This is a genomic window from Flavobacterium rhizosphaerae, from assembly GCF_046000445.1.
Classification (GTDB): Bacteria; Bacteroidota; Bacteroidia; order Flavobacteriales; family Flavobacteriaceae; genus Flavobacterium; species Flavobacterium rhizosphaerae.
The window spans coordinates 303,680-329,401 of sequence record NZ_JBELPZ010000001.1 but is presented as its reverse complement, the minus strand read 5'-3'; the positions used below and the strand labels follow the sequence as shown (position 1 = coordinate 329,401).

Genomic DNA, 25,722 nt, shown 5'->3' with positions numbered 1-25,722 from the left:
ATATAAATGGCAACTACAGCACAAAACGACTTTTTTAAATCTAATGTATTAGGGCACCCTGCCGGGCTTTTTGTTCTTTTCTTTACTGAAATGTGGGAACGTTTTTCATATTATGGAATGCGTGCGCTCTTAATATTATTTTTCACTACCTCTTTAACAGATGCCCGCCCAGGGTGGGGATGGCCCCAGGACCATGCGTATGCGCTTTTTGGCTCATATACTGCATTAGTATATCTGTCAACCATGATAGGCGGCTATTTTGCAGATAAGCTGATAGGGTATAGATGGGCTGTGATTGTAGGTGCCTTTTTGATGACGATGGGTCACGCCAGTATGGCTGTAGAAACGCCTTTCTTTATTTATCTTGGCCTTACATTGCTTGTGTTTGGTACTGGTTTTTTTAAGCCAAACATGACCTCAATTATTTCTGAAATGTATAAAGACCGTCCTGAGAAAAAGGATGGAGCCTATACCATATTTTATATGGGGGTTAATGCCGGGGCTTTCTTTGGTATTTTATTATGTGGCTACCTTGGCGAGAAGGTTGGCTGGAGTATTGGTTTTGGACTTGCAGGAATATTTATGCTTTTCGGCCTTTTACAGTTTTACTTTTCCCAAAATATTTTTGGCACTATAGGGTTAAGCCCTAAAATGGCTGAGAAGCTTGCCCTGGCCAATTCTGATGCCATGGAAATAAATACGAATATAGCTTCTGAAGAAGATGTAAATAAAAAAGAAGTAGCCGATAAACGTGTGCCTTTTGCGCCCTGGCAACTTGTAATAATTGCCGTATGTAGCCTATTGGGGCTTGTATGGGTTATAAATGACCCAGCTTCTAAAATATCATATGGCAAAGTAAACTTTTTTAAGTGGGGAGATACAGATTATTCTAATGCAGCAATACTAACTGCACTGGTGCTCTTCTTTATATTATTAATATACAGGATAGTTCAGTATTCTTATGTTACAAGGCAAAAAATGCTTGCAGTTACATTTTTTGCTACATTAACATTCTGTTTTTTTGCCGTATTTGAGCAGGCTCCCGGTACACTTACCATGTTTGCAAACAATTATACTGACAGGGTTTTAACGGGCAATGCAAGCCTGATATTTTTAGTTGTCAATTCACTTATTGCAGTAGTGCCTTTGGCCATTATTACATGGGTACTATATATGCTGTTCAGGCAGACGTTTAAAAATTATGCACTTGCAAATATTTTTCTGGGCCTGAGTTTTGTGATCATTTGGTGTATAACCATATGGATGCTTGTTAAAGATTTTTATTCAGCAGGTTACCTTGAATTATCAGACAGTACCCTGATGGCTTTGAAAATTGATAAGGTGCTAAATCCGCTTACAGAGATTCCTGCAACCTGGTTTAATGTATTAAATTCACTCTTCATTATTACTCTTGCCCCCTTGTTTTCAAAATGGTGGGAAAGTAAATATAATCCGTCAGCTAATGCCAAATTCGGTATTGGTATGATACTTTTAGGATTGGGTATGGGCTTTGTTGCCTATGGCGGTAAAGATATTGTCCCCGGCGCTACCACAGCTTCGGTTAGTTTATTCTGGTTAGTTTTTGTATATTTATTTCACACAATGGGAGAATTATGTATTTCCCCTGTAGGGTTATCTTATGTAAGTAAGCTGGTTCCCGGCAGGATGATTGCCTTTATGTTTGGAGTATGGTACCTTGCCATTGCGATAGCTAATAAAGTAGCAGGTATAATAGGAGAGAGTAGTACCGATATTGCTAAAGAAGAGGGGATTGGTAATTTCTTTTTTATAATTACTATTGTTGCCATTGCTGTAGGTGTTATATCAATAGTGCTTAATAAGCCTATCAAAAAACTAATGCATGGTGTACGTTAATATTCGGCATTGTTTTTGGTTATAGCGTATAAAATATCTGGTTATGAAAAAAATACTATTACTATTGTTAGTTGCCTTTGCAGCTCCCAATCTACAAGCACAGGAAAGTGAATTGGACTGGCATACGGATATTAGCGAGGCGGTAAGCCTTTCTTCTAAAACACAAAAGCCTATGATGCTGTTTTTTACGGGCAGCGACTGGTGTGGATGGTGTAAAAAACTTGAAAGGGAAGTATTTTTCACTCCGGAATTTACAAAATGGGCTAAGGATAATGTGATACTTGTTGAGCTTGACTTTCCAAGAAGCAAGCCCCAGAGTGTTGAATTAAAGCAGCAAAATGCACAGCTTAATGCCTTTTTTAAAGTAAGGGGCTACCCAACAATATGGTTTGTAAATGGAAATGAAAATGGTGAGGGTAAAATAGCTTTTGAAGCTCTTGGCAGCACAGGATATGTAGCCGGAGGGCCGGAAAAATGGCTTGCCGGAGCCAACAGTATTATAAATAAAGATAAAAGTACAGGCTCTAAATAAGCTGCTTATTTTATAACATAATATCCCTTTTCGGCTGTGGCATGAAAAGGGATGTTTTTTTTACGGCAGGTGGCTTTCCACCGTTTTATATCCCAGGGTTTATTGGTTCCATCAGCTACTACCGTATCAGGTTGCAAAGTCTCCAGCGTACGCTCAAGGTTGATTTTTGGCGAGCTGGTTAGCAATAATATATCAGGCTTCATGGCATTGCTGTAAAGGCAGAGGCTATCTATTACAAGTATTTTTTTATTGTGGTGCCATAATATATTTTCTAATGGCTTATATGTAATACTTTTATTAACCTGCCCTTTCAGGTAGCTGCTTACAGCATAATTTTCTCCCAAAAGGCTATCTGCCCCCGCTATTATTATTTTTCCTGCATTGTTGGTTATTATCAGTGGTGCTTCCGGGTTGTTTAATATCACCATTTCTTCCACTTTTTTGCCTTTTTCTGCTATCGTCATGTGTAATACCTGAAACAGTAAAACGGTGAACAGCAGCACAGCAGTCCTGTAAAAATCCTGTTTATACAGCCAGCGCACTACTGCTATAAGTACCAGGTAGAGGCAGATCATGAGTAAAAGTGGAAATGATATGTTTTTTATGATGAATGTTTCAAATGAAGTAATCCAGTTAATATAACCATTCATAACGTCAATCAGCAAACCCAATGCTTTTCCTAAAATTATGGATAGAGGGGCATATATAAAATTAAAAACCAAAACCACAATTCCCAATACGAGTATAAAGCTTACTAAAGGTATCACTACAATATTTGCCAATAAAAATAAAGCCGGAAACTGGTTAAAATAATACAGGCTTAATGGCAAAACGCCAATTTGTGCCGCAATTGATACGGCTATAATATCAGTGATATACTGTAATACCTTGTTTTTCGGTTTTTTAAATTTCTTATACAGAGGCTGTAGCCACACTATAGCAAATACTGCGGCATAACTAAGCTGAAAACCGGCATCAAATATAAAAGAAGGCTTAACAAGTAGAATAACCAGCATTGAAATAGCAATAGAATTGTAAATGTGCCCGTTGCGATTTAGTAGCTGGCCCGTTAAAATAAAGCTGAACATGATAACCGATCGGGTTATTGAGGCCGAAAGTCCTGTTAGTAAAGCAAAGCTCCATAACATGGCCATCATAATAATAAAGCGCAATACTGCACCATTTTTATAAAGCCGCCTGAGGGGCTTTAACAGCATGGTAAAGATATAGAAGAGTACACCAAAATGCAGCCCTGATATGGCAAGTATATGCATTACACCGGCATCTGCATATTGTGCAGATGTTTGCTTTTCCAAGTCTTGCCGCTGGCCAAAAAGCAAGGCATTTAGTATATGCTGGGTGGCGGCGCTGTAATGGTGTATTTTGAAGCTGTTTATTAATTTTTCCCTCAAATTGCCTATGTAATAGTGGTAGCCTTTTTCGGTGCCTGAAAGCGTATAATTTTTTTTGAGTGTGAGCTGGTGGTATATGCCTTGTTTTTGCATATAAGAAGCATAGTCAAACTGATTGGGATTTAAAGCAGGCTTAAAAGGCTGGGGTAGTTGCGTTGTAATTATTCTTTGCCCGTTTTGTAATATACAATCAGGATTGCTTTTAGGTACAGCAAGTAAAATTTTCCCTGTGGCCGGGTGTTTATCCACAGCCCTTATTTGTAGGATATATTTTTGGGAATAGTCATTAGGCTTCAACCTCTCGGCAATAACCCCGCTCATTACAGGATTTGGTATAGTATCAAGATAATGGGTGTAATGCAGCTTTTGATTTGGGGCGTAATGAATGGCCTGAACCACCATGCCCAATATGAAAGCATTTATCCATACCAGCAGCGTAAACCAGGGATTTGGCAACAGTTTGTTTTTAGAATATAACCATGTACCCAACAATGCAGCCATAAAAAAGGCTGATGAAATATAAATAATTTGCGATAACGGTTTAAGATAGTAACAGGTGGCTATGCCGGGAATAAAGAAAAGAATGATGCTGATTACAGGATATTTTACTGCCTTCATTATGCATCAGTAACGTGGGGGTGGTTAATCTTCTATAATGCGGTTAGCTTGTGCAAAGGTGTTGGTATAATACGTTTCACTCATAGATGAAATAATAACACCGCCGTGTAATGCTGCGTGAATAAATTTTATTTCACCGTCTTCGGTTACTTCGGTTACAAGGCCCACATGGTTAATCCTGTTATGGCGCCTGTTGTTTTTAAAGAAAAGCAAATCGCCTTTTCGTACTTCAGAAAGATTTATTTTCCTGCCTTCACCGGCTTGGTCATGAGAACTGCGCGGTAAGGTTATGTCAAAAATCTGAAATGTGGTATATACCATGCCACTGCAATCCATACCATCAGTAGTGGTACCTCCGGTTCTATAACGCACGCCTTCAAAATCAAGGGCATTATTCACTATTTGCAGCGCAAGGTAGTTTTCGTCAGGTATAGGCTCGTAATCAGCTTCGTCAGAAAGGATGTCCTGCCATTTGGTGCGGTTGGGCGCTGTAGTAGCTTTTTCAGCCTGTTCTGTTTTTTTAGCGCTGCTCTTTTTTGGCTTTTCCTTTGCAGGCTTATTGGCGGCTGTTGCCAGCGCTACATCATTACTATTGGCCTGTCTTGGTTCGGGTAATGCATTAAGGCCAATAAGTCGGGTATCATTATAGCTGTAAGCACCTTTTTTTTCGGCTTCACTTTTAGAGGTAGTTATTTGTGCACCGGCACTCCATGAGGCAGCCACAAACAGAAAAAGGTATATACTCAGCTTTTTTATCAAAATCTATATTTTGGGTAGACATCGTTAATTACAAATATAGAAATTAATTTAATAAATATTTATGATTTATGTTAAATCGTCAACTATTAACTTTGCCGTAGTACTGCTTGCCCCTGCGCCACCCAGTTTTTCTTCCAGCAGATCATAGTCTTTCAGTATATTTTTACGCTGTTCGGGGTCTAAAATTTTTGCCAGTTCTTTTTTAAGGTTTTTAGTATTTAGCTCTCCCTGTATCAGTTCTTTTACTACTTCACGGTCCATAATCAGGTTTACCAGTGAAATAAATTTAAGCGTAATAATACGTTTTGCAATCTGGTAAGATATCCAGCCGCCTTTGTAACAAACTACTTCGGGCACTTTAAATAATGCAGTTTCTAAGGTTGCCGTGCCCGATGTTACCAGGGCGGCATGCGCTATGCTTAAAAGGCTGTAGGTTTTATTAGATACAAAATGCACACTGTCATTACTAAGAAATGGCTTGTAAAAACTATACTCCTGGCTTGGGGCACCGGCAATAACAAACTGGTAACCGGGAAAACTATCTACAACCGAAAGCATTACCGAAAGCATTTTGGTTATTTCCTGTTTACGGCTGCCCGGTAGTAATGCAATAACCGGCTTTTCGTCTAAATTATATTCTTTTTTAAAGGCAGCAGCGTCTATAGGTTCCCGGTTATGGATGGCATCAATAAGCGGGTGCCCTACAAACTCCACCGGAAAATTATGTTTCACTTCATAGAAATCTTTTTCAAACGGCAGTATAATATACATTTTATCCACATCGCGCTTTATAGCATTAATACGGTTTTCTTTCCATGCCCATATTTGTGGGGATATGTAATAATATGTTTTATATCCTTTTTGTTTTGCCCAGCGGGCTATACGCATATTAAATCCGGGGTAGTCTATAAAAATAATAGCATCAGGGTTAAATGCGGCTATATCTTCTTTGCAGAATTTTATGTTGTTAAATATTGTTTTAAGGTTTGCTACTACTTCGGCAAAACCCATAAATGCCAGGTCGCGGTAATGTTTTACAAGGGTTCCTCCTGTGGCCTGCATCAGGTCGCCACCCCAAAAGCGGATGTTGGCCTCAGGATCGTTTTTAAAAAGTTCCTTCATCAGGTTAGACCCATGCAGGTCGCCACTGGCTTCTCCGGCAATTATATAGTATTTCATAAACGTGCTTTACAAAGCAAATGTACTATTTTTATTTCCCAATAAGAAAGCCCGGCGCATAATTGCCGGGCCTCCCGTTTGTGTAGTAGTTATCTAATTTTATTATAAGACGCAGCCGGTAATTAAAGGTTGCGTTTATACCAGTTTTTTTATCTAAAACATACTTTTTCTTTACATATCCCAGTTGTTTAATTGGTGTATGGCATGGTGTGCGGTAAGGTCAAACTGTACAGGTACAACCGACACATATCCGTGATCCAGCGCCCACTCATCAGTATCTTCACCTTTATCAAGATTTACAAATTTGCCACTCAGCCAGTAATAATCGCGCCCCATGGGGTTGGTGCGTTTGTCAAAGCTTTCTGTCCACATAGCTTTGGCCTGGCGGCATATTTTAATGCCTTTTATCTGGCTTTTGGGCAGCTTAGGGAAGTTTACATTAAGTATAACACCTTCGGGCAGCCCATTATTAATTACATTTTCTGTAATTTTTTTAATATACCTTTTGGCAGGCTCAAAATCGGCTTCCCAGTTATAATCCAGTAACGAAAAGCCTATGGCGGGTATACCTTCGATGCCTGCTTCTACCGCTGCCGATAGGGTGCCCGAATAAATAACATTTATAGATGAATTAGAACCGTGGTTAACTCCGCTTACACATAAGTCGGGCTTTCGGTGCAGTATTTCGTTTACGGCAAATTTTACGCAGTCTACAGGCGTGCCACTACAGCTATATGCGGTTTTTACGGCTTCATCTATCTGCACTTTGTTTATAAACAGTGTGTTATTTATGGTTATGGCATGCCCTGTAGCGCTCTGCGGGCTGTCTGGCGCTACCACAACTACATCGCCCAGCTCTTTCATTACGCTTATAAGCGCCATAATACCCGGTGCGGTAATGCCATCATCATTTGTTACCAGAATAAGTGGTTTTTTTGCTGCCATGTGGTAAATTAAAATAAGTGTTGTATTTTTACGTTGCTAAATTACAATTTTTGTTATGGCTGAGTGAAAAGGGCCTGCTGAAATTTTTGGCACGCTTTTTAATGTAGTAATGATATACTTGAATACTAATGAATGCCTTTTTAAGCTTTATGAAAAGAAACTATAAAATACTGGCGATTGTTGTGCTGTTGGCCGGCGCGCTGTTTAGTTTTACACTATTTCCGGGAAACAAGAGTGAAGATCCAGATAAAGACCAGGTGCTTTTAGAACTTATAACCTTTGTGGTTGAAAAAGCGCACTATGACCCTGCGGCCATAGATGACGATTTCTCGCGCGGGGTATATAAAAGCTACCTTGAATCGTTAGATCCTTCTAAGCGGTTTTTTACACAGGCGGATATGGATGAATTTGCCCCTTTTGAAACGCTTTTGGATGATATGATTAATGCACGGGACCTGAGCTTTTTTAACCTTACATACCAAAGGTTGTTACAGCGTATTAAAGAAAGCGAAGGTTTTTACCGCGATATACTGGCACAGCCGTTTGACCTGCATAAAAATGAGGAATTTAATGTAGATTATGAGAAACAGCCCTATGCAGCAGATGATGCCGCACTGAGGGACCGTTGGAGGAAACAGCTTAAGCTTTCGGTGCTTTCTACGGTGGCCGATAAGCAAAAATTACAGGATGCCCCAAAAGACAAATTAAAGGAAAGCAAGCCTAAAAATGATGTTGAGGCTTTTGAAGATGAAGAGGTTACACCCCCGGTATCTGACATTAAAAATAAAGAAAATAAAACAGTAGCACAGCTTGAAAAAGAGGCACGTGAAAGCACATTAAAATCGCTTGACCAGTACTTTGAATTTATAGATGAGCTTAAACGTGAAGAATGGTTTAGCTTTTACCTGAATGCCATAGCAGAACGTTTTGATCCGCACACGTATTATTTTGCACCCGATGATAAGGAAAAATTTGATACCAGTATGCGTGGCTCTATAGAAGGTATTGGAGCAAGGCTGCAAAAGAAAAACGACTATGTTGAAATAACCGAGCTTATACCCGGCGGCCCGGCATGGAGGGGTAAAGACCTTGAGCAGGGCGACCTGATTATGAAAGTTGCCCAGGGTAGCGGAGAACCTATTGATATTGCAGGTATGAGGCTTGATGATGTAGTTAAAAAAATTAAAGGCCCTAAAGGTACTGAGGTACGCCTTACTGTTAAAAAAGTGGATGGCAGTGTAGATGTTATCCCTATTATACGTGAGGTGGTTGAGGTTGAGGAAACGTATGCTAAATCAAGTGTGGTTAAAAAAGGAGATAAGCTTTATGGCATTATTAACCTGCCTAAATTTTATATTGATTTTGAAAACCAGGATAACCGCGATGCAGCCAAAGATGTAGCCCTTGAGGTAGACAGGCTTAAAGAACAAGGTGTAGAAGGTATTATAATAGACCTTAGGGATAACGGCGGCGGATCATTAAAAACAGTAGTGGATATGACCGGTCTGTTTATTAATAAAGGCCCTGTGGTGCAGGTTCGAAGCCGCGATGCAGGCAGTGGCAACAGTGTTGAAGTGCTTTCTGATACCGATTCTAAAGTGCAATGGGATGGCCCGCTGGTAGTATTGGTAAATAACTTCTCGGCTTCGGCTTCAGAAATTTTTGCAGCAGCCATACAGGATTATAACCGCGGTATTATAATGGGCAGTAAACATACCTATGGTAAAGGCACTGTACAAAATGTAATAGACCTTAACCGTTTTGTAAGAAATAGCTCTTATGGCGATTTAGGCGCACTTAAAACCACGACACAGAAATTTTACAGGATAAACGGTGGTTCTACCCAGCGCGAAGGCGTATTAAGCGATATTGTTATGCCGGACAAGTATTCTTATATAGACATGGGTGAACGTGATATAGATAATGCCCTGCCATGGGATAAAATTGCCCCTGCCGATTATAACGGCATTAAAAATAACTATAATAAAGTTATTGCAAACAGTAAAAAACGTATTGAAGAAAACCCTCAGTTTAAGCTGATGGATGAAAATGCAAAATGGGTAAGCGAAAAAAAGGATGATAATACCTATAACCTGGATATTGATAAGTTTAAAGCAGAAATGCAAAAGGCTGAAGCAGTAACCAAAAAGTTTAAAGCGCTTACCAATTATACCAATAAACTTGTTTTTGAGGCGCTGCCTTATGAAAAAGAACAGTTTAAAAAAGATCCCGGCCTTGAAGAAAAGAAACAAAGGTGGTTTGAAAGCCTGAGTAAAGATATTTATGTTGAAGAAGCTATTAATGTATTAGATGATATGGAGAATGGCAAAACAGCTTCTAAAACCGCAGCTAATGTAAATAAAAAGAGTCAGGTTAAAACCCGATAAAATGTATTGATGGGCAACAAAAACGGTCAGTCACTTACAAGCTTGGCGCTCCGGAAGTTCAAAAAGAACTTTTGGGGCGTTTTAAGTTTTGTGGTTATTGCACTTATGGCCTTTATAGCTGTTTTTGCATATGTTTTTTCTCCCGATAAAACCCGTAATGCCAATTGGGGAGACCTTGCCATACACAGCAAGCCCCCGGGCTTTGCAGTAACAATGCTGCATTTTGAAAAAGATGAAAGGGCTTTTTCTGATTATTTTTTTGGCAGTGAAGTGCCCAGCCGCAAAATTGCGATACTCGATTATAAAATACAGGGTGACAGCCTTACATATTGGGAGTATGCCGCTGACCCTTCTCTGGCCGTTTCAAAAACAATAGCTTTAAAGAGTTTTGGCCCACATATTACCCCGGAAGTATTTAATAAGGACTTTATTTCAAAACAAAAATTTATATTAGGCACCGATAGCCAAGGCAGAGATTTGTTGAGCAGGCTTATTATTGGCTCACGGGTATCTATAGCAATAGGTTTTGTTGCCGTATTTATTTCATTACTTGTGGGTATATTTTTTGGCGCTATTGCTGGCTATTATGGTGGCAGAGTTGATGCGTTTGTAATGTGGCTGGTAAATATTATATGGAGTATACCCACGCTGCTGCTGGTTATAGCCATTACGCTTGCCCTGGGCAAGGGTTTTTGGCAGGTGTTTGTTGCGGTGGGGCTTACTATGTGGGTAGAGGTAGCGCGTGTGGTACGCGGGCAGGTAATGTCAATAAAACAAATGCAGTTTGTAACAGCAGCCCGTGCCCTTGGGTATAACAACAGGCGTATTATTATAAACCATATATTGCCCAACAGCATGGCACCGGTTATTGTAATTTCGGCAGCTAACTTTGCTTCTGCCATATTGATAGAAAGCGGCCTTAGCTTTTTAGGATTGGGAGCGCAGCCGCCGGTACCCAGCTGGGGCGGCATGATTAAAGACCACTACAATTATATTATATTAGGCAAACCCTGGCTGGCTTTGGCGCCGGGTATAGCGATGCTCTTGCTGGTGCTTGCTTTTATGATGGTTGGCAATGCCCTTAGGGATGCCCTGGATGTAAAAGCAGAATGAGGATATAAGGATAATTTAGTTAATTATTACTATCAGGCTTTAGATGCTGCGATCTAAAAAGCGTATGTACAATAAATCGTGAGCTTTTCACTTTTAAAGCTACCACTCATTAACTTTATTGGCATCTAGCTTTACAAAAATAAAAAGCAATATAGTAAAGGCCCATAAGCTGGATCCTCCGTATGAAAAGAAGGGTAGCGGTACGCCTATGGTTGGGAAAAGCTTTATGAGCATGGCTATATTTACAAAAAAGTGCGTAAACAGTATGGCAACTACACAATAGCCATATACCCGGCTAAATTTGCTCTTTTGCCGCTCGGCAAGATACACCAGGCGAAGCAACAGGGTTACAAACAGGCCAATAACTACCATACCGCCTGTAAAGCCCCACTCTTCGCCCACTGTGGTAAAAATATAATCGGTATGCTGTTCGGGTACAAATCCGCCTTTTGTTTGTGTGCCTTCTAAATAGCCTGTGCCAAACCACCCGCCCGAACCTATGGCGATGAGAGACTGGTTAAGGTTATATCCTTCGTCTTTCAAGTCTACATCCTGGCCAAACAACACATTGATACGTTCTTTCTGGTGTTCTTCCAGTACGTTTTCATACACATAGCTTACTGATAGCGTAAATACCGAAGCGGCTATAAAAACCATGGTTGAAAGAATCATATTTCGTTTAGATTTTCGGCTAAGGAAATACTGAAGTATGATGAGTAATAAAATACACACTATAAGAAAATAGGGTTGCACAAATAATGCCAGCAGAAACAGTACAATTGCTGCCACACCTGTGTTTAGATACCATCCGGGCAGCCCTTCGCGGTATAATACAAGAAAAAAGGAAAGAAATATCATGGCGCTACCGGCATCAGGCTGCATTAAAATAAGCAGTACCGGCAAGCCAATAATGCCAAAAGCTAAAAATTGATGCTTAAAATTAGCAAGGTTAATCTGTACATCGCTTAAGTACTTAGCTAATACCAGCCCGGTGGCTATTTTTACAAACTCCGATGGCTGAAAACCAAAACTACCAAACGAGTACCAGTTGGTTTGCCCTTTTTTGGCAGAGCCAAAAACAAACAGCCCTGCCAGCAACACTATGCCAATACCATAAAAAATTATGGAGTATGCCTCAAATATCTTGGCATCGAGAGAAAGCACTACAATAATAATGGGTATACAACCTATTATAAACATTATCTGCTTACCATAAATTTCATTAAGGTCAAATATAGAGTTACTTTGGTCAGAAAGTGAGGCAGAATAAATAGTTACCCACCCCATACATACTAAAATAGTATAAAGCAATATGGTAAGCCAGTCAATACTGTTGGTTACTTTCTGGTTTTTCATGCCTTTTGGTTAGGGTATATATACCGGTTCATTAATCCTGAAAGGCTCACCGCTTATAACCTTTTCATATTCGCGTTTAAGGCCCTGTGTAAGCATTTTATTTTCCAGGGCAGTGCGTGATATAGTTCCGTTTATATATTTTTCTATCATAAGTGTGGCAATAGGCCCGGCCCAGCGTGCGCCCCAGTAACCGTTTTCTACAAATACAGCTATGGCAATTTTTGGATCGTTACGGGGAGCAAAGGCTACAAAAATAGAATGGTCTGTAAGCTGTGTATTTACACCGTTTATTTTTTTAAAGTTTTCAGCAGTACCGGTTTTACCACAAATTTCAATATCCTTTACCTGAAGACTTTGTGCCGTACCTTTATTAAAAACATCATACAGGCCATCAATTACCGGCTGAAAATATTTTTCATCTATAGTTGTTACATGCTTTGTGGTAAACTTAGAGTCTATTTTTGCACCCTTTATATTTTTAATGATGTGGGGTGTATAATAATATCCATGGTTGGCTACAGTAGCCATCATATTGGCAAGCTGTATAGGCGTCATTAATATTTCGCCCTGCCCAATAGAATTAGAGATAATGGTAGAACTGCGCCAGCCGCCATTAGGGTACCAGCGCTGGTAATATTCGGTAGTGGGTATAAGCCCTTTTCTGCCCGGGGGTAAATCATACCCCAAAAAATTACCCAGTCCGAAACTTTTTAAATGGCCGCTCCAGGCATCTACGCCAAAAGCAGGTTTAGGATATTTATCTATTGTCAGCCTGAAGGTATTGCCAAAGTAGGTATTACATGATTTGTAAATACCGCTGTTTAGATTATTTGCTCCGGAATCATGGCATTTCATAAATGCCCCGCGCCCGTAAGAAAAACCATGGTGGCACACAAAGGTTGTATTTTCATCAATCACACCTTCCTGCAGGCCAATAAGCCCGGTAAGTATTTTAAACGGCGATCCCGGCGGATACTCTGCCAGCAAACCCCTGTCAAATAAAGGTAACCCTAATGAATCATTTTGCAGCGCCTGGTAATTTTCAGATCTTTTACGGCCCACCAGCAAAGAGGGATCATAAGAAGGGGCTGTAATAAGCGCCAGTATTTCACCGGTTTTCGGCTCTATTGCAACAATACCGCCACGCTTCTCAAACATTAACGCTTCACCATATTTTTGAAGGTCAATATCAAGGGTTAAGGTTATGTCTTTTCCTTCTTCAGATATAGTATCATATACTCCTTCTTTAAAGGGGCCTATAATGCGCCCGAAACGGTCCCTCTGTAAATATTTAACCCCTTTAACCCCCCGCAGAATTTTTTCATACGTTTCTTCCACACCCTGGCGGCCGATAAGGTCTCCGCTTTTATAATAATGGTCTTTTTGTATGGTAGCTTCACCTGCCTGGGTTATATAGCCAAAAACATTGGCGGCTACATCAACCTGGTAATCGCGCAATGAGCGTTTTACAATATTAAAGCCTTTAAAACGGCGTATTTTTTCCTGAAATGCAGCAAATTCTTTTTTAGTAAGCGAGGGCAAAAAAACAGACGGTGCCCTCCAGCTGTATACTTTGGCTTTTTTGATACGCTTATTAAAATATACGGTATCTATGTTGAGCAGATTACATAGCTCCAGCGTATCAATATTTTTCATGTCATTAGGGGTAACCATAATGTCATAAGAAGGCTGGTTGGCAACCAGTAATTTGCTGTTACGGTCATAAATATAACCGCGTTCCGGGTATTCATATACAATTTTCAGGGCGTTGTTTTCAGATTTTTTGATGTAAGAGTCATCAACAATCTGAAGGTAAAACAACTGTCCGGAAATTAATAAGGTGGCGGCAACAATCAGCAGTGGCAATAAAATCTTTCTCATCTTTGGGCCGGCTTAATAAGATATATAGCAATTATAATAATAACTAAAGTAAATAACGTGGTATAGAGTGTACGGAGCAGTGTATCAACAATAAGGCTGAACCTGAAAAACTCTAACAGGTATAAAATTAAGTGATGTGTAACAATACTCAAAAGAATAAATGAAAATCTTTCACTGCTTAGCTTATCATTTATACGCACTGTTTGGTACTCGTAGCTTATACCAAATGAAAACCTGAAAAAAGAAGGCCTTACATAGGCAAGTGTAACGCAGGCAGCTGCATGGCTTCCCCCGGAATTTAAGAACATATCCATAGTAAGGCCCAGTAAAAAAGAACTGAGCAAAAGTATGTACCGGTTACCGGCAACAGGATACAGTAATATAAACAGGATATAAGGGTACGGATTTAAAAAACCAAAGAGGTTGATGCGGTTAAAAATAACCACCTGAAGGATGAGCAGTACAAAAAACCGCAGTATATTTATGATGAGTGTACTATTCATTAACAGTTTGTTGCTCTAACTGGATTATTTCTTCCTGGTCTTTATTTTCTATAATATATACATGGCCAAGGCTTGTCATATCATTAAACAAGCGTACATCAATAGTAAAGTAATTGTTGGTTTGGTCAGTATATATGGTTTCAATTGTTCCGATGGGTATGTTTTCAGGAAAAATCCTTGATTCTGCCCCTGTAACAATAGTATCGCCTTTATGAACCGATGCCAGCCTGGGTACATCTATAAGCTGGGCAAAGCCTGTGCTTTTTCCATTCCATATCAGGGTGCCAAAGTGGTTGTTTTTTTTCATCTTTGCATCAAGCCTGAAATTTGTATTGAGTACGCTTATAACCGTAGCATAGTTTTTACTGGTTTGTTCTACAATACCTACTACTCCAAGGCTGCTTACTACACCCATATCGCGGTTTACGCCATCATTACGCCCTTTGTTTATGGTGAAATAATTTTCTTTAAGGCTGTAAGAATTGTTTATTGCCTTTGCCGGTATTACATTAAACGTACCTGATGCTAAAGGTAACTGTGTTACTTTAACCGAATCGGTGGTATTAAACAACAGCTTTTTTAGCTGGGTATTTTCGTCAGCCAGTTTCTGGTTCTCTTCCTTAAGGCTCAGGTAAGTTTCTACATTGTCAATCTGTTGGTATACAAAACCACTTACTGCATTAGCCGATGAAATAGTGCGGCTGCGGTGATAACTATGCGATTGTATGGTAAAGGTTAACGATATGCCCAAAAGCAGCAAAAACAGTAAGAAAATACTGTTTTTATATATAAAGCTGAATATTTGCTGCATGTGTTACCTATTTAATAAGTATACTCCTGAATTTTGGTATTTGTTTAAGTGTCATCCCGGTACCTCTTACTACCGCCCTTAGTGGGTCTTCTGCAATATATACAGGGAGGTCAGTTTTTTGGGATATCCTTTTATCAAGCCCCCTTAGCATAGAGCCGCCCCCGGCAAGATAAATACCGGTATTATAAATATCGGCAGCCAGCTCCGGCGGGGTTTGAGACAGGGTTTCCATAACTGCATCTTCTATACGCTGTATAGATTTATCCAGCGCCTTGGCAATTTCGCGGTAAGATATATCTACCTGTTTCGGTTTTCCTGTAAGCAGGTCACGCCCCTGTACTGACATGTCTTCGGGTGGTGTATCAAGGTCTTCAAGTGCGGCACCAATGGTTAATTTAATTTTTTCGGCAGTACTTTCACCTACAAAAAGGTTGTGCTGTGTACGCATATAATATACAATATCATTGGTAAACACGTCTCCGGCAATTTTAACAGACTTATCGCACACTATGCCACCCAGGGCAATAACGGCAATTTCTGTTGTACCGCCGCCTATATCTACAATCATATTCCCTTTGGGCTGCATAATATCTAACCCGATACCTATGGCTGCAGCCATAGGCTCGTGTATTAGGTATACTTCTTTTCCATTTACCCTTTCGGCCGATTCTTTTACGGCACGCATCTCTACCTCTGTTATGCCCGATGGTATACATATAACCATACGCAGGGCAGGGGTAAAGAGTTTCTTTTTAAGTGCAGGGATGCTTTTTATGAACATGGTAAGCATTTTTTCAGAAGCATCAAAATCTGCAATAACACCATCTTTTAACGGGCGTATGGTTTTAATGTTTTCATGTGTTTTACCCTGCATCATGCTTGCCTCTTTTCCTACAGCTATTATTTTACCGCTTACACGGTCTCTCGCTACTATAGAGGGGCTGTCTATAACTACTTTTCCATTATGTATAATGAGGGTATTGGCGGTGCCAAGGTCAATGGCGATATCCTCAGTCATGAAATCAAAAAATCCCATACGGTATCAGGGTTTTAGGGTATTGTGAATTTAATTTATTTAAACCTCAAAAATAGTAAATTTAATGTTTAAAATGACGTATTCCTGTAAATACCATTGCAACATTATTTTGGTTACAATAATTAATACTCAGTTCATCTTTTATAGAGCCTCCGGGTTGTATTACGGCGGTTATTCCGGCCTCTTTGGCTATTTCCACACAATCCGGGAACGGGAAAAAAGCATCGCTGGCCATTACAGCACCTTCAAGGCTAAAACCAAATGAATTTGCTTTTTCAATAGCCTGCTTAAGTGCATCTACCCGGGATGTTTGCCCTGTGCCACTTGCAATAAGTTGCCCGTTTTTGGCAAAAACTATAGTATTAGATTTTGTGTGCTTGCATATTTTAGAAGCAAAAAGCAAATCTTCAACCTCTTGCTCTGTAGGAGATGTTACAGTAACCGTTTTTAAAATATCTTTAGAGTCAGTAACATTGTCTTTATCCTGTACCAGGATGCCGTTAAGGCAGGTGCGTACCTGTTTTTGGGGCAATGCTACCTCATTTTGTATTAAAATAATCCTGTTTTTCTTTTCCTGTAATATGGTTACTGCGTCATCGTTATAAGCCGGAGCTATAACCACTTCGCAAAATAATTTGTTTATTTCTTCGGCAGCGGCTTTGTCTATTTTTGTGTTGGTTATCAGCACTCCCCCAAAAGCAGAGGTAGGATCGCCCGCAAGGGCATCAAGATAAGCCTGTTTAACAGTGTCTCTTGTAGCAAGGCCGCAGGCATTATTATGCTTTAAAATAGCAAACGTAGGCTTGTCGTTTTTAAATTCGGCAATCAGGTTTACGGCTGCGTCTACATCAAGCAGGTTGTTGTAAGACAGTTCTTTTCCGTGCAGTTTTGTAAACATGGTGTCTAACCCGCCAAAAAAATAGCCTTTTTGGTGCGGGTTTTCTCCATAACGAAGCACCTGGCCGTTTGCCTCACTGGCTTTATAGTACGTTTCTTCTGTGTTGAAATAGTTAAAAATTGCGGTATCGTAGTTTGAAGATACATGAAAAGCCCTTGTAGCAAGAAGCCTTCTTTCTTCTATAGTGGTGCTGCCGTTGTTGTTGGTATAAAAATCAAGAAAAGTTGCATAGTCTTCAACAGAGGCTACTATAACCGTGTCTTTAAAGTTTTTAGCTGCTGCGCGTATTAACGATATTCCACCTATGTCAATTTTTTCAATAATATCTGCTTCACCAGCGCCCGATGCTACCGTTTTTTCAAAAGGATAGAGGTCTACAATCACCAAATCAATTTGAGGGATGTCAAATTCCTGCATTTGTGCAACATCCTGCTCATTGTCCTGACGGTTTAGTATACCGCCAAATACTTTTGGGTGAAGGGTTTTAACACGTCCGCCTAAAATAGAGGGGTAAGAAGTAACATCTTCTACCGCTACTACAGGTATGCCCAGGTTTTTTATAAAGGTTTCGGTTCCTCCTGTACTGTAAATAGTTACGCTGTTTTTGTATAGCTCTTTTACAATAGGCTCAAGGCCTTCTTTATCAAATACTGAAATTAAGGCGGAAGTTATCTTTTTACTACTCATTTGTTGTGTGTTTATAAAACTGCAAAAGTAGCTATTGTGAGGTTAACATTCAAAGCCAACGTGGCTATATTTTTGTGTAAATTAAAAAATTTTGCACTAAAGGTTTCAGGGTTTTAAAAAAATGCTGAATTTTACGCAAGCCAATTATATTTATCATTATGCTGCTTTACCTCAGATTACTTAAAGAAAGCCTTTTTTTTGCCCTTGGAGCCTTAGCTAACAATAAGCTGAGGACATTTCTTTCTTTGCTTGGCGTAACTATAGGTATTTTTTCTATCATTGCCGTACTGGCTGCTGTAGATTCCTTAGACAGAAAAATTAAGGAAAGCATGAGTAGTGTAGATAAAAATACCATGTACCTTAAAAGGTTTTCTTTTGCACCTACCGATATACCCCGCTGGAAGATGGATAATTTTCCGGATGTGACATATGATGAGTATGAATACCTGAAAGAAAATGTACACACGGCACAGTATATGGCATTTCAGATATTTACCAAAAGTGAAGTTATACGTTTTGAAGACCAGTCAGCCTCTAATGTTAATATAATACCTGTATCATACGAATTTGAAGATATACAGGCTCTCAAAATTGAAAAAGGCCGCTTTTTTAATGAAGCAGAATCTATATCGGGTACAGCAGTTATTGTGCTGGGGTATGAAATTGCGCAAACCCTTTTTGGCGATTTAGACCCGCTGGAACGTAAAGTAAGGTTATATGGGCAGCGTTTCACGGTTATAGGCGTGCTGGAAAAACAGGGTAGTGGCACGTTTGGAGAAAGTAATGATACCGCAGCAATTATACCGGTAAATGTTTTACGCAGGCTCTATGGTGACCATAACAGCTTTATGACCCCGATAATAATTATTAAACCGCAACCTGGAATTAAAGGCGAAGAAACCAAAGCAGAGGTTACGCAGCGCCTGCGCATGTACAGGGGCATTAAAGCTGGTGAGCCAGATAATTTTATGATAGATATACTTAGTACTTTTACTGACCTTATAGATAATGTTGTGGGCACCCTTAATATTGGGGGATGGGTTATAAGTCTTTTCTCTTTATTGGTGGGTGGTTTTGGTATTGCCAATATTATGTTTGTTTCGGTTAAAGAACGTACTAACCTTATAGGCATACAAAAAGCGCTTGGGGCTAAAAGGCGTTTTATACTGTTTCAGTTTCTCTTTGAGGCTATAATACTTTCGGCTATTGGCGGTTTAGTAGGCCTTTTACTGGTTTGGGGTGTTGCTACTATAGCTACCAGCCTGTTAGATTTTAAATTTGTACTGAGTTTTGGTAATATAGCGTTGGGTACCGGACTTGCGGTGCTAATAGGTTTAATCTCAGGAATACTCCCTGCAATATCTGCGGCTAAACTGGATCCTGTTGAGGCTATACGAAGTGGTATGTAAGGTATAAGTACAACGAAGTCACTTACAGACAGACGCCTTGGGTTCCTGGAGGTAACCAATCTGTTGAATCCGGATATTCTAATTCCTATTTAGTAACAAAATAATTTTTACAAAAATAGTGAGCACAAAAAAAGCAGTTTGTTTTTTATACTTTTAGTAGTGTCTCTATATATTTATACAGATATTATACTGACAAATAAATATAATAAAGTGCATTATGCAGAATCTTTTACTGCTGTAGTAACGGAGCTTAAGCATTACTAAGGCTTAACCATTTTTTATCAAAAAATTCCAACCAAACAGGAAAGTAGCTTTTATGCTACAACTAATGATTTGTATTTACTTGAAGTGGGTGACACCATATATAAAATACCTAATAGTATTTATTGTATTGTAATAAATAAAAATATTAAGATACAATGTTACGACGAGGATATAGTACCTAATTAAAGCTTTATGTTACATCAGGTATATATTATTTGAGCTATCTTAACATCCCACCTTAACTCACAAAACCAATAATAACTAATGCCGCCAAACCTATTATAACCGTACATAGTAAACCAAAACAAAAAAAGCCACCCAATTATTGTTGGATGGCTATGAAACATCAATTTTTCTTTTTCTTATTTCAGGCTAAACAGCGGATTTGGGTTTGCATTAAAACGCTCGGCGCATTCTGCAAAAAGTTTACGGGCTTCGGCAGCATCACCCCAGCCTTTTACCTCTACCTTTTTGTTTTCAAGATCTTTATACACTTTAAAAAAGTGCTCAATTTCTTTAATTAGGTGCGGGTTAATGTCTTTAATGTCTGTACAGTCATTAACCATAGGGTCAGATACCGGCACACATATTACCTTTTCATCCTGTCCTTTATCGTCAGCCATATTAAAAACAGCTATCGCCTTTACTTCAATAACACAACCGGGTACCGTAGGTTCTGTAGATAATACAAGTACATCCAGCGGGTCTCCGTCAAGTGCAAGTGTTTCCGGAATAAATCCATAATCAGCAGGGTACATCATGGAAGAATAGAGCATCCTGTCAAAACGGATTTTTTTCAGTTCAAAGTCATACTCATATTTGTTCCTGCTCCCTTTGGGTATTTCTACAAGAACATCAAATGTAGGTAATACTGCACTCATTTTTTACGTGTTTCTGTTTGTTAAGCTCGGCAAATGTAGCGCAAAAAAATACTCAAAGCAAAGTTTTATTTTGCCAAAAACCATGTTAAAGCTACATGTTTGCTTAAAATTAAAACACGAAAACGGTTGCGTTATTTTGTTGTGTTAAAAAAGAAGCATAGTTTTAATTAAACGACGCCTCAGATTTATAACAGTTGGCACCGCACCCATTTGCATTGCAATAAGCATATTTGTGGCCATCAAATTTAAGGTAGCTAAGGTTACAGCCCCAGGTGCACCCTATACAAGCAACCGATGATACAGTGCCAGCCTCTACAATGAAATTCCTGCCGCTGCGCGCAAGCATTACCCCGATAGATACCCCATTATTATCAGATCCTATAAGCATATAGCCAAGGTCTGCAGGGTCATTGTCTGCTGTTTTTTCGGCTATACTTAGTGTTTGCAGTGTAGTAGTAACCCCGCCTGTCCTGAGCATTTGCTCAAGGTCACTTTTTATTAACAGAGTGTCTGCCACAAAAGTATAACCGCCGCCGGTCTTATCAGTAGCTATAATACCATCCCAGTAACTACCCCTTTCTGCCTGGGGGGTGCTGTCTTTAGTAGTAGATTCTTCTAATACAAGATTTTCAGTGTCATTAGAGCAGCTAAATGCAAGGCATAGCAAAAAAAGGCCGATAAAGGTTTTGATTGTATTTTTCATAATAATTTAGTTGAATGATAAGCTAAAATAATATAAAAAAATATGTTAATATAAAAAAATATGTTAATCTTAATAGATGGTGTCAATTGTTTAATGCCTCTGTTTCGGTTTTTATACATTCTTTACAGGCAGAGCACCCTAAAGAATTTTCTCCATTTTTATTGATAACAACCGGAAGGCAGCCTTTAGCACAGGTGCCGTGGCAAATAATATTCAATGCTTCCGGCGCTATAAAACATGTATTGCCCTGTATTATTAATAATGCGGCCATACTTGTACTGCCTGATGCTGTACGGGCAATAAGCACAGGGCAAGGCTCATGGATTTCCCCTTCTGATGTTATTTCGGCTATTTCTAAAAAAGATAAAACATCTTTGGTTTTATGGTGCTGTTGTAAGATGTTTTGCCATACCTGTTTAAGGGAATCTTCGTGTATAATGCTGTAAGAGTTATTTTCATAAATGCCTACAGCAATTTTCTCAGTAATACGGTGTGTATTATCTGTCAGCTGTATACTGTTTTGTTTGCAGGAAAACAAAATAAGGGCAAGCAGGAAAAGTATAACCGCATTTTTCATAACAACATCTTGTACAGTATATTGTTACGAAAATACATTTTTTAATTTTATGTTAACAGCTTTGTTAAAAATAAAATCCAAACACCCCTTTAATTGTGAATTTATTAGCGTCAGGTATGTCCAGGTAACTGCCTCTCCAGGCAAAGTCAAGCCGGAATACTTTAAAAATATTCCCGATACCGGCATGATACTCCCAATATACATCCTCTGGGGCGCGATAAATAATTTCTGAAGCATTAAGGCGAATGTTATCCTGGGATACTGTGCCGTATACCCCTTTAATGCCTATAATTTCCCTAAGGTTTAAATCTCTCAGGCCGGGTATCCGCGAAAACAGCCTGCCGTTAAAATTATGCTCAAAATGCAACGATACATATTCGTCTGCTACAAACTCATAGTAATCCAGCAGGTTGTAGGTGTTTTCTATAATAAAATATGATTGGTTACCGGGTATTACACCCATAAGGCTCAGCGGTACAGAGCCAAAAGTTTTACCGGCTTCCAGCGTGGTAAATAACCGCCCGAAACCCCCAACCAGTACAGGCTGCCTGTAATAAAACTGTAATTTTCTGTAATTAAAGTCATAGTTAGTAAGTCCGTCTATGCCGTGCGAAAATTTAAGGTAGAGACGGGCATAGTTGTCATCTACATCAGAACGTTCTACACCATAGCCGATAGTTTTACGGCCCGGGGTATAATCTACAAGAAAACCATATTCAAATTGTTCTGTATAGCTTTCTGTGCCTTTAGAATGGTCATAAGGGTCTACCCAGTAATCCAGGCTAAACAGCTTAGGGTCTGCTGCTTTTAAAGTGCGGTAATTAAAGTTAGCCAGAAACCTGAGGTTTTTCACTGGCTCTATCTCTGCCGAAAAAGTGCTGAAGTTTATAGAAGTAAGTTTATTGTTACTACCGCTGGAAAATAGTGATGAAGAGGCAAAACTACGGCCAAGCACATCATTAGTAGCAGTAAGGCTAACGCCTATTTGCTCAATATCCCGCCGGTTACCACCAGAAAGTATCAGCCTTTTCTTTTTATCAACCATCCACTTGCCTGAAAGTCCATATTTAAATTTATTGTCTTTAAAGCCATAGGCGGTATATCCTTCCAGTCTCCAGGGGTCATTCTGACCAAAATAGGTGCGCCCACCGGTACGTATGCGGGCACCTTCTACATTATTATAACCAAAACTTGAAAATATAGGGCCGTAATCAAAATTACCTATCTGGTAATAGCCACTGCCCAATGTAGCAACCAGGTCATATGCTTGTTTAAAGCGGGGCACGGTTTTTAGAGTGTCCAGCATTTGGTATATGCCCCGTTCATCCTGGTTGAGTGACTCAAAGCGGTTTTCTTCCCAGTACTCGTCTGACCGGTTATGGACTTCCTCGTCATAATAATTTACCTCTGGGGTATAAAAATCATCCGGCTTTTTAATATTAAATTCATAATCCCTGAACAAGGTTGTACGTTTACCATATACGCCTTTAGAATCTTCTTTTTTATTAAGGGCAAAGTCGCTCATCATGTGGTCGCGCTTTAAAAGAAAAACTGAGTCGTTAAGCACATCAAATTCCTGCTCAATATAAATATCACGTACCCAGTTAATATTGGCGGCCTTACTGGCGCTCATGGCTATTTGTTTTATGGCAAAAGTGGTATCGTTTACCCAAAAGTTACCTTTAAAGGTAAGTTCGCCTTTTCTGCGGGGATAAAACACTATATTATAACAATATTTGTTATCTACATAAGCTGTGTCAGCCAATACATAATTGTATACATTAATACCTGTGCGCGACAGGGGGCTCACAAAATCTTTGTCAAAAAACTTTAGGTAATTATCATAAATGTCATAATCGGCATACAGGTCTTTTACGAAGGCAATAATTTGCTGATTATTACTGAAGCCCGAATTACGGTTTCCATCAATAATTTCTTTGGTTTTGTTTAATGTATTATCGCCATATACTTTACTCACAGCCTCATTAATAAACATAGGGAGGTAGGTTTTTCCGGTAACATTGCTGGTATCTATATGCTCAAAAATAAATTCCATGCCTTTAAACAGCTTTCGCTTCATAAAAGCGCTGTCTATACTATTCATGTCAAACTCAACCTTTTCATACTTATCATACTGGTACTGGTCAAACATATGGAGGCCGTTTTTACGGCGGCGTTCCCATATTTTACGTAAAATGTCAAGCGCAGGATTATCCTTTTTGGAGGTTTTACCGGTATATAATACTACTTCTTTGAGCATTGTAGCCTCTGACAATACTACTTCAAGGTTATAGGTTACCGGTTTGGTAAGGGTAATTATTTTGGGCGAAAAACCTACAAACGTAACTTCCAGTTCCGTATATGTTTTTTTAGATTCCAGGTAAAATTTACCATTTTCGTCTGATATGGTACCTTCATTTGTGTCTTTAAAATATACATTGGCATAAGGTACAGGGAGTTGGGTGTCATCCAGCACTATGCCGCTCACTTTTGTTTGGGCAAAAGAAGAGATGGCCGTTAACAATACGGTTATTATGAGTTGGGATAGCTTTATTTTCATACAGGCTTATAAAACAAAAAACTTCATCATTTAGTATGATGAAGTTTCAAATATAAAGTAATATTTTGTTATTTATTTGTACATAACCTTTTTTACTGCTTTTACTACGTCGCCAGAATTGGGTATCCATTCCTTAAGCAGGGCAGGAGAGTAAGGTGCGGGGGTATCGGCAGTGGTAATACGTTGTATTGGTGCATCAAGGTAATCAAAAGCACGCTCCTGAACAATGTAGGTAATTTCAGAGGCAACAGAGCCAAACGGCCATGCTTCTTCTAATATTACCAGCCTGTTGGTTTTTTTAACAGATTCAAGTATAGTTTTGTGGTCCATTGGGCGCACTGTCCTAAGATCAATTATTTCGCAGCTGATACCTTCTTTTTCCAATTCATCGGCAGCAGCAAAAGCTTCTTTGATTATTTTACCGAAAGATACTATAGTTACATCCTTTCCTTCGCGCTTTACATCGGCAACGCCAATGGGTAATGTATATTCTCCTTCAGGTACTTCGCCTTTATCACCATACATCTGCTCAGATTCCATAAAGATAACAGGATCGTTATCACGAATGGCTGACTTTAGTAGTCCTTTAGCATCATATGGATTAGAGGGTACCACTACCTTAAGGCCGGGAGTGTTAGCATACCAGTTTTCAAAAGCCTGGCTGTGGGTAGCGGCAAGCTGCCCGGCAGAAGCTGTTGGTCCACGGAACACTATAGGGCAGTTAAACTGTCCGGCGCTCATCTGTCTTATTTTTGCAGCGTTGTTTATTATTTGGTCTATACCCACAAGGGCAAAGTTAAAGGTCATAAATTCAACTATAGGCCTGTTGCCGTTCATGGCGCTGCCTACAGCTATGCCTGCAAAGCCAAGTTCAGAAATTGGAGTATCTATAACTCTTTTTGCACCAAACTCGTCAAGCATGCCTTTAGAAGCTTTATAAGCCCCATTGTATTCGGCTACTTCCTCACCCATTAGGTATATGGCCTCGTCGCGACGCATCTCTTCGCTCATCGCTTCGCAAATGGCTTCCCTGAATTGTATTGTTCTCATGGATATATTTTTCGCGTATTTTTTATTGCATGGCAAAAATAAATATTTTATATTATTTTATCCTACTTTTATTATGTAATAATGAGTAGTAAATTTTAATTATTAATCAATAACTACGTACCCACAAGGTAAAATGGGGATGTTAATGAATTATTATTGTAACTGTTTCAGGTTTCATTGGTGAAAAACAAAAGAGCGATGCCGCTATAAATTATATATAGCAGTAAAAGATGTTGAGATTAAAAAATATTTTTAAAACCTATGTTTTGCTTTTTATTCTTTTAAT

General features: G+C 39.2%; 20 protein-coding genes. 5 read left to right on the top strand and 15 right to left on the bottom strand.

The window, feature by feature from the left end:
* The first annotated feature begins 6 nt into the window (after positions 1-6).
* Complete coding sequence (locus tag ABS766_RS01480; RefSeq protein WP_408083311.1) at positions 7-1,875, top strand: peptide MFS transporter; 1,869 nt, start codon at positions 7-9, stop codon at positions 1,873-1,875.
* A 43-nt stretch (positions 1,876-1,918) separates the two neighbouring features.
* Positions 1,919-2,407: a thioredoxin family protein gene (locus ABS766_RS01475; RefSeq protein WP_408083310.1), complete on the top strand. Its 489-nt coding sequence runs from the start codon at positions 1,919-1,921 to the stop codon at positions 2,405-2,407.
* Positions 2,408-2,412: 5 nt separating this feature from the next.
* Here ABS766_RS01475 and ABS766_RS01470 read toward each other — a convergent pair whose 3' ends face one another.
* The 4 genes from ABS766_RS01470 to surE form a co-directional block, all read right to left on the bottom strand.
* Entirely contained in the window at positions 2,413-4,437 is a 2,025-nt protein-coding gene (locus tag ABS766_RS01470; RefSeq protein ID WP_408083309.1) for a ComEC/Rec2 family competence protein, read from the bottom strand.
* A 24-nt stretch (positions 4,438-4,461) separates the two neighbouring features.
* Positions 4,462-5,196 (bottom strand): C40 family peptidase, encoded by a 735-nt coding sequence (locus ABS766_RS01465; protein ID WP_408083308.1) that lies wholly within the window; start codon positions 5,194-5,196, stop codon positions 4,462-4,464.
* A gap of 66 nt (positions 5,197-5,262) precedes the next feature.
* A complete protein-coding gene (gene lpxB / locus ABS766_RS01460) occupies positions 5,263-6,375 on the bottom strand; it encodes a lipid-A-disaccharide synthase (RefSeq protein ID WP_408083307.1) in 1,113 nt (370 codons plus the stop codon).
* Between the two features lie 171 nt (positions 6,376-6,546).
* Positions 6,547-7,320: a 5'/3'-nucleotidase SurE gene (surE, locus tag ABS766_RS01455; RefSeq protein WP_408083306.1), complete on the bottom strand. Its 774-nt coding sequence runs from the start codon at positions 7,318-7,320 to the stop codon at positions 6,547-6,549.
* Positions 7,321-7,448: 128 nt separating this feature from the next.
* On the opposite strand from surE, the gene ABS766_RS01450 reads away from it, so the two are divergent.
* Both ABS766_RS01450 and ABS766_RS01445 read left to right on the top strand, forming a co-directional pair.
* Positions 7,449-9,707: a carboxy terminal-processing peptidase gene (locus ABS766_RS01450; RefSeq protein WP_408083305.1), complete on the top strand. Its 2,259-nt coding sequence runs from the start codon at positions 7,449-7,451 to the stop codon at positions 9,705-9,707.
* A 9-nt stretch (positions 9,708-9,716) separates the two neighbouring features.
* A complete protein-coding gene (locus ABS766_RS01445; RefSeq protein WP_408083304.1) occupies positions 9,717-10,820 on the top strand; it encodes an ABC transporter permease in 1,104 nt (367 codons plus the stop codon).
* A gap of 99 nt (positions 10,821-10,919) precedes the next feature.
* Here the strand turns inward: ABS766_RS01445 and rodA are convergent, their stop codons facing one another.
* The 6 genes from rodA to purH form a co-directional block, all read right to left on the bottom strand.
* Positions 10,920-12,176, bottom strand: a complete 1,257-nt coding sequence (rodA, locus tag ABS766_RS01440; RefSeq protein ID WP_408083303.1) for a rod shape-determining protein RodA — start codon at positions 12,174-12,176, stop codon at positions 10,920-10,922.
* A gap of 9 nt (positions 12,177-12,185) precedes the next feature.
* Entirely contained in the window at positions 12,186-14,057 is a 1,872-nt protein-coding gene (gene mrdA, locus ABS766_RS01435) for a penicillin-binding protein 2 (protein WP_408083302.1), read from the bottom strand.
* Entirely contained in the window at positions 14,054-14,560 is a 507-nt protein-coding gene (locus ABS766_RS01430) for a rod shape-determining protein MreD (RefSeq protein ID WP_408083301.1), read from the bottom strand. The genes mrdA and ABS766_RS01430 overlap by 4 nt, the downstream gene beginning before the upstream one ends.
* Positions 14,553-15,371, bottom strand: coding sequence for a rod shape-determining protein MreC (gene mreC / locus ABS766_RS01425; protein WP_408083300.1), 819 nt, complete (start codon positions 15,369-15,371; stop codon positions 14,553-14,555). The genes ABS766_RS01430 and mreC overlap by 8 nt, the downstream gene beginning before the upstream one ends.
* A 7-nt stretch (positions 15,372-15,378) precedes the next feature.
* Positions 15,379-16,407 carry a rod shape-determining protein gene (locus ABS766_RS01420; RefSeq protein WP_408083299.1) on the bottom strand — a complete coding sequence of 343 codons (1,029 nt, stop codon included), beginning with the start codon at positions 16,405-16,407 and terminating at the stop codon, positions 15,379-15,381.
* Between the two features lie 61 nt (positions 16,408-16,468).
* The gene (gene purH / locus ABS766_RS01415) at positions 16,469-17,992 is read right to left on the bottom strand and encodes a bifunctional phosphoribosylaminoimidazolecarboxamide formyltransferase/IMP cyclohydrolase (RefSeq protein ID WP_408083298.1); all 1,524 of its coding nucleotides are present in this window, start codon (positions 17,990-17,992) and stop codon (positions 16,469-16,471) included.
* A 158-nt stretch (positions 17,993-18,150) separates the two neighbouring features.
* Here purH and ABS766_RS01410 point away from each other — a divergent pair, with 158 nt between their 5' ends.
* Positions 18,151-19,401, top strand: a complete 1,251-nt coding sequence (locus tag ABS766_RS01410) for an ABC transporter permease (RefSeq protein ID WP_408083297.1) — start codon at positions 18,151-18,153, stop codon at positions 19,399-19,401.
* A gap of 626 nt (positions 19,402-20,027) precedes the next feature.
* On the opposite strand, the gene ABS766_RS01405 is transcribed toward ABS766_RS01410, so the two are convergent.
* The 5 genes from ABS766_RS01405 to ABS766_RS01385 all read right to left on the bottom strand — a co-directional run bounded on the left by ABS766_RS01405 (position 20,028) and on the right by ABS766_RS01385 (position 25,442).
* Positions 20,028-20,546 carry an inorganic diphosphatase gene (locus ABS766_RS01405; protein WP_408083296.1) on the bottom strand — a complete coding sequence of 173 codons (519 nt, stop codon included), beginning with the start codon at positions 20,544-20,546 and terminating at the stop codon, positions 20,028-20,030.
* Positions 20,547-20,709: 163 nt separating this feature from the next.
* On the bottom strand, positions 20,710-21,249 hold the full coding sequence (locus ABS766_RS01400; protein WP_408083295.1) for a hypothetical protein: 540 nt from the start codon (positions 21,247-21,249) through the stop codon (positions 20,710-20,712).
* Between the two features lie 82 nt (positions 21,250-21,331).
* On the bottom strand, positions 21,332-21,826 hold the full coding sequence (locus ABS766_RS01395) for a hypothetical protein (RefSeq protein ID WP_408083294.1): 495 nt from the start codon (positions 21,824-21,826) through the stop codon (positions 21,332-21,334).
* Between the two features lie 64 nt (positions 21,827-21,890).
* The gene (locus ABS766_RS01390) at positions 21,891-24,386 is read right to left on the bottom strand and encodes a DUF5686 and carboxypeptidase-like regulatory domain-containing protein (protein ID WP_408083293.1); all 2,496 of its coding nucleotides are present in this window, start codon (positions 24,384-24,386) and stop codon (positions 21,891-21,893) included.
* Between the two features lie 72 nt (positions 24,387-24,458).
* Positions 24,459-25,442 carry a pyruvate dehydrogenase complex E1 component subunit beta gene (locus ABS766_RS01385; protein WP_408083495.1) on the bottom strand — a complete coding sequence of 328 codons (984 nt, stop codon included), beginning with the start codon at positions 25,440-25,442 and terminating at the stop codon, positions 24,459-24,461.
* Between the last annotated feature and the right edge of the window lie 280 nt (positions 25,443-25,722).

What these genes read in the sequence shown, in the direction of transcription:
- ABS766_RS01420 (WP_408083299.1), bottom strand. Translation starts at nt 16,407, where the DNA reads ATGGGATTTTTTGATTTCATGACTGAGGATATCGCCATTGACCTTGGC.
- ABS766_RS01470 (WP_408083309.1), bottom strand. Translation starts at nt 4,437, where the DNA reads ATGAAGGCAGTAAAATATCCTGTAATCAGCATCATTCTTTTCTTTATT.
- ABS766_RS01405 (WP_408083296.1), bottom strand. Translation starts at nt 20,546, where the DNA reads ATGAGTGCAGTATTACCTACATTTGATGTTCTTGTAGAAATACCCAAA.
- ABS766_RS01410 (WP_408083297.1), top strand. Translation starts at nt 18,151, where the DNA reads ATGCTGCTTTACCTCAGATTACTTAAAGAAAGCCTTTTTTTTGCCCTT.
- ABS766_RS01450 (WP_408083305.1), top strand. Translation starts at nt 7,449, where the DNA reads ATGAATGCCTTTTTAAGCTTTATGAAAAGAAACTATAAAATACTGGCG.
- surE (WP_408083306.1), bottom strand. Translation starts at nt 7,320, where the DNA reads ATGGCAGCAAAAAAACCACTTATTCTGGTAACAAATGATGATGGCATT.
- rodA (WP_408083303.1), bottom strand. Translation starts at nt 12,176, where the DNA reads ATGAAAAACCAGAAAGTAACCAACAGTATTGACTGGCTTACCATATTG.
- ABS766_RS01480 (WP_408083311.1), top strand. Translation starts at nt 7, where the DNA reads ATGGCAACTACAGCACAAAACGACTTTTTTAAATCTAATGTATTAGGG.
- ABS766_RS01445 (WP_408083304.1), top strand. Translation starts at nt 9,717, where the DNA reads ATGGGCAACAAAAACGGTCAGTCACTTACAAGCTTGGCGCTCCGGAAG.
- ABS766_RS01395 (WP_408083294.1), bottom strand. Translation starts at nt 21,826, where the DNA reads ATGAAAAATGCGGTTATACTTTTCCTGCTTGCCCTTATTTTGTTTTCC.
- mreC (WP_408083300.1), bottom strand. Translation starts at nt 15,371, where the DNA reads ATGCAGCAAATATTCAGCTTTATATATAAAAACAGTATTTTCTTACTG.
- purH (WP_408083298.1), bottom strand. Translation starts at nt 17,992, where the DNA reads ATGAGTAGTAAAAAGATAACTTCCGCCTTAATTTCAGTATTTGATAAA.
- mrdA (WP_408083302.1), bottom strand. Translation starts at nt 14,057, where the DNA reads ATGAGAAAGATTTTATTGCCACTGCTGATTGTTGCCGCCACCTTATTA.
- ABS766_RS01475 (WP_408083310.1), top strand. Translation starts at nt 1,919, where the DNA reads ATGAAAAAAATACTATTACTATTGTTAGTTGCCTTTGCAGCTCCCAAT.
- ABS766_RS01400 (WP_408083295.1), bottom strand. Translation starts at nt 21,249, where the DNA reads ATGAAAAATACAATCAAAACCTTTATCGGCCTTTTTTTGCTATGCCTT.
- ABS766_RS01430 (WP_408083301.1), bottom strand. Translation starts at nt 14,560, where the DNA reads ATGAATAGTACACTCATCATAAATATACTGCGGTTTTTTGTACTGCTC.
- ABS766_RS01390 (WP_408083293.1), bottom strand. Translation starts at nt 24,386, where the DNA reads ATGAAAATAAAGCTATCCCAACTCATAATAACCGTATTGTTAACGGCC.
- lpxB (WP_408083307.1), bottom strand. Translation starts at nt 6,375, where the DNA reads ATGAAATACTATATAATTGCCGGAGAAGCCAGTGGCGACCTGCATGGG.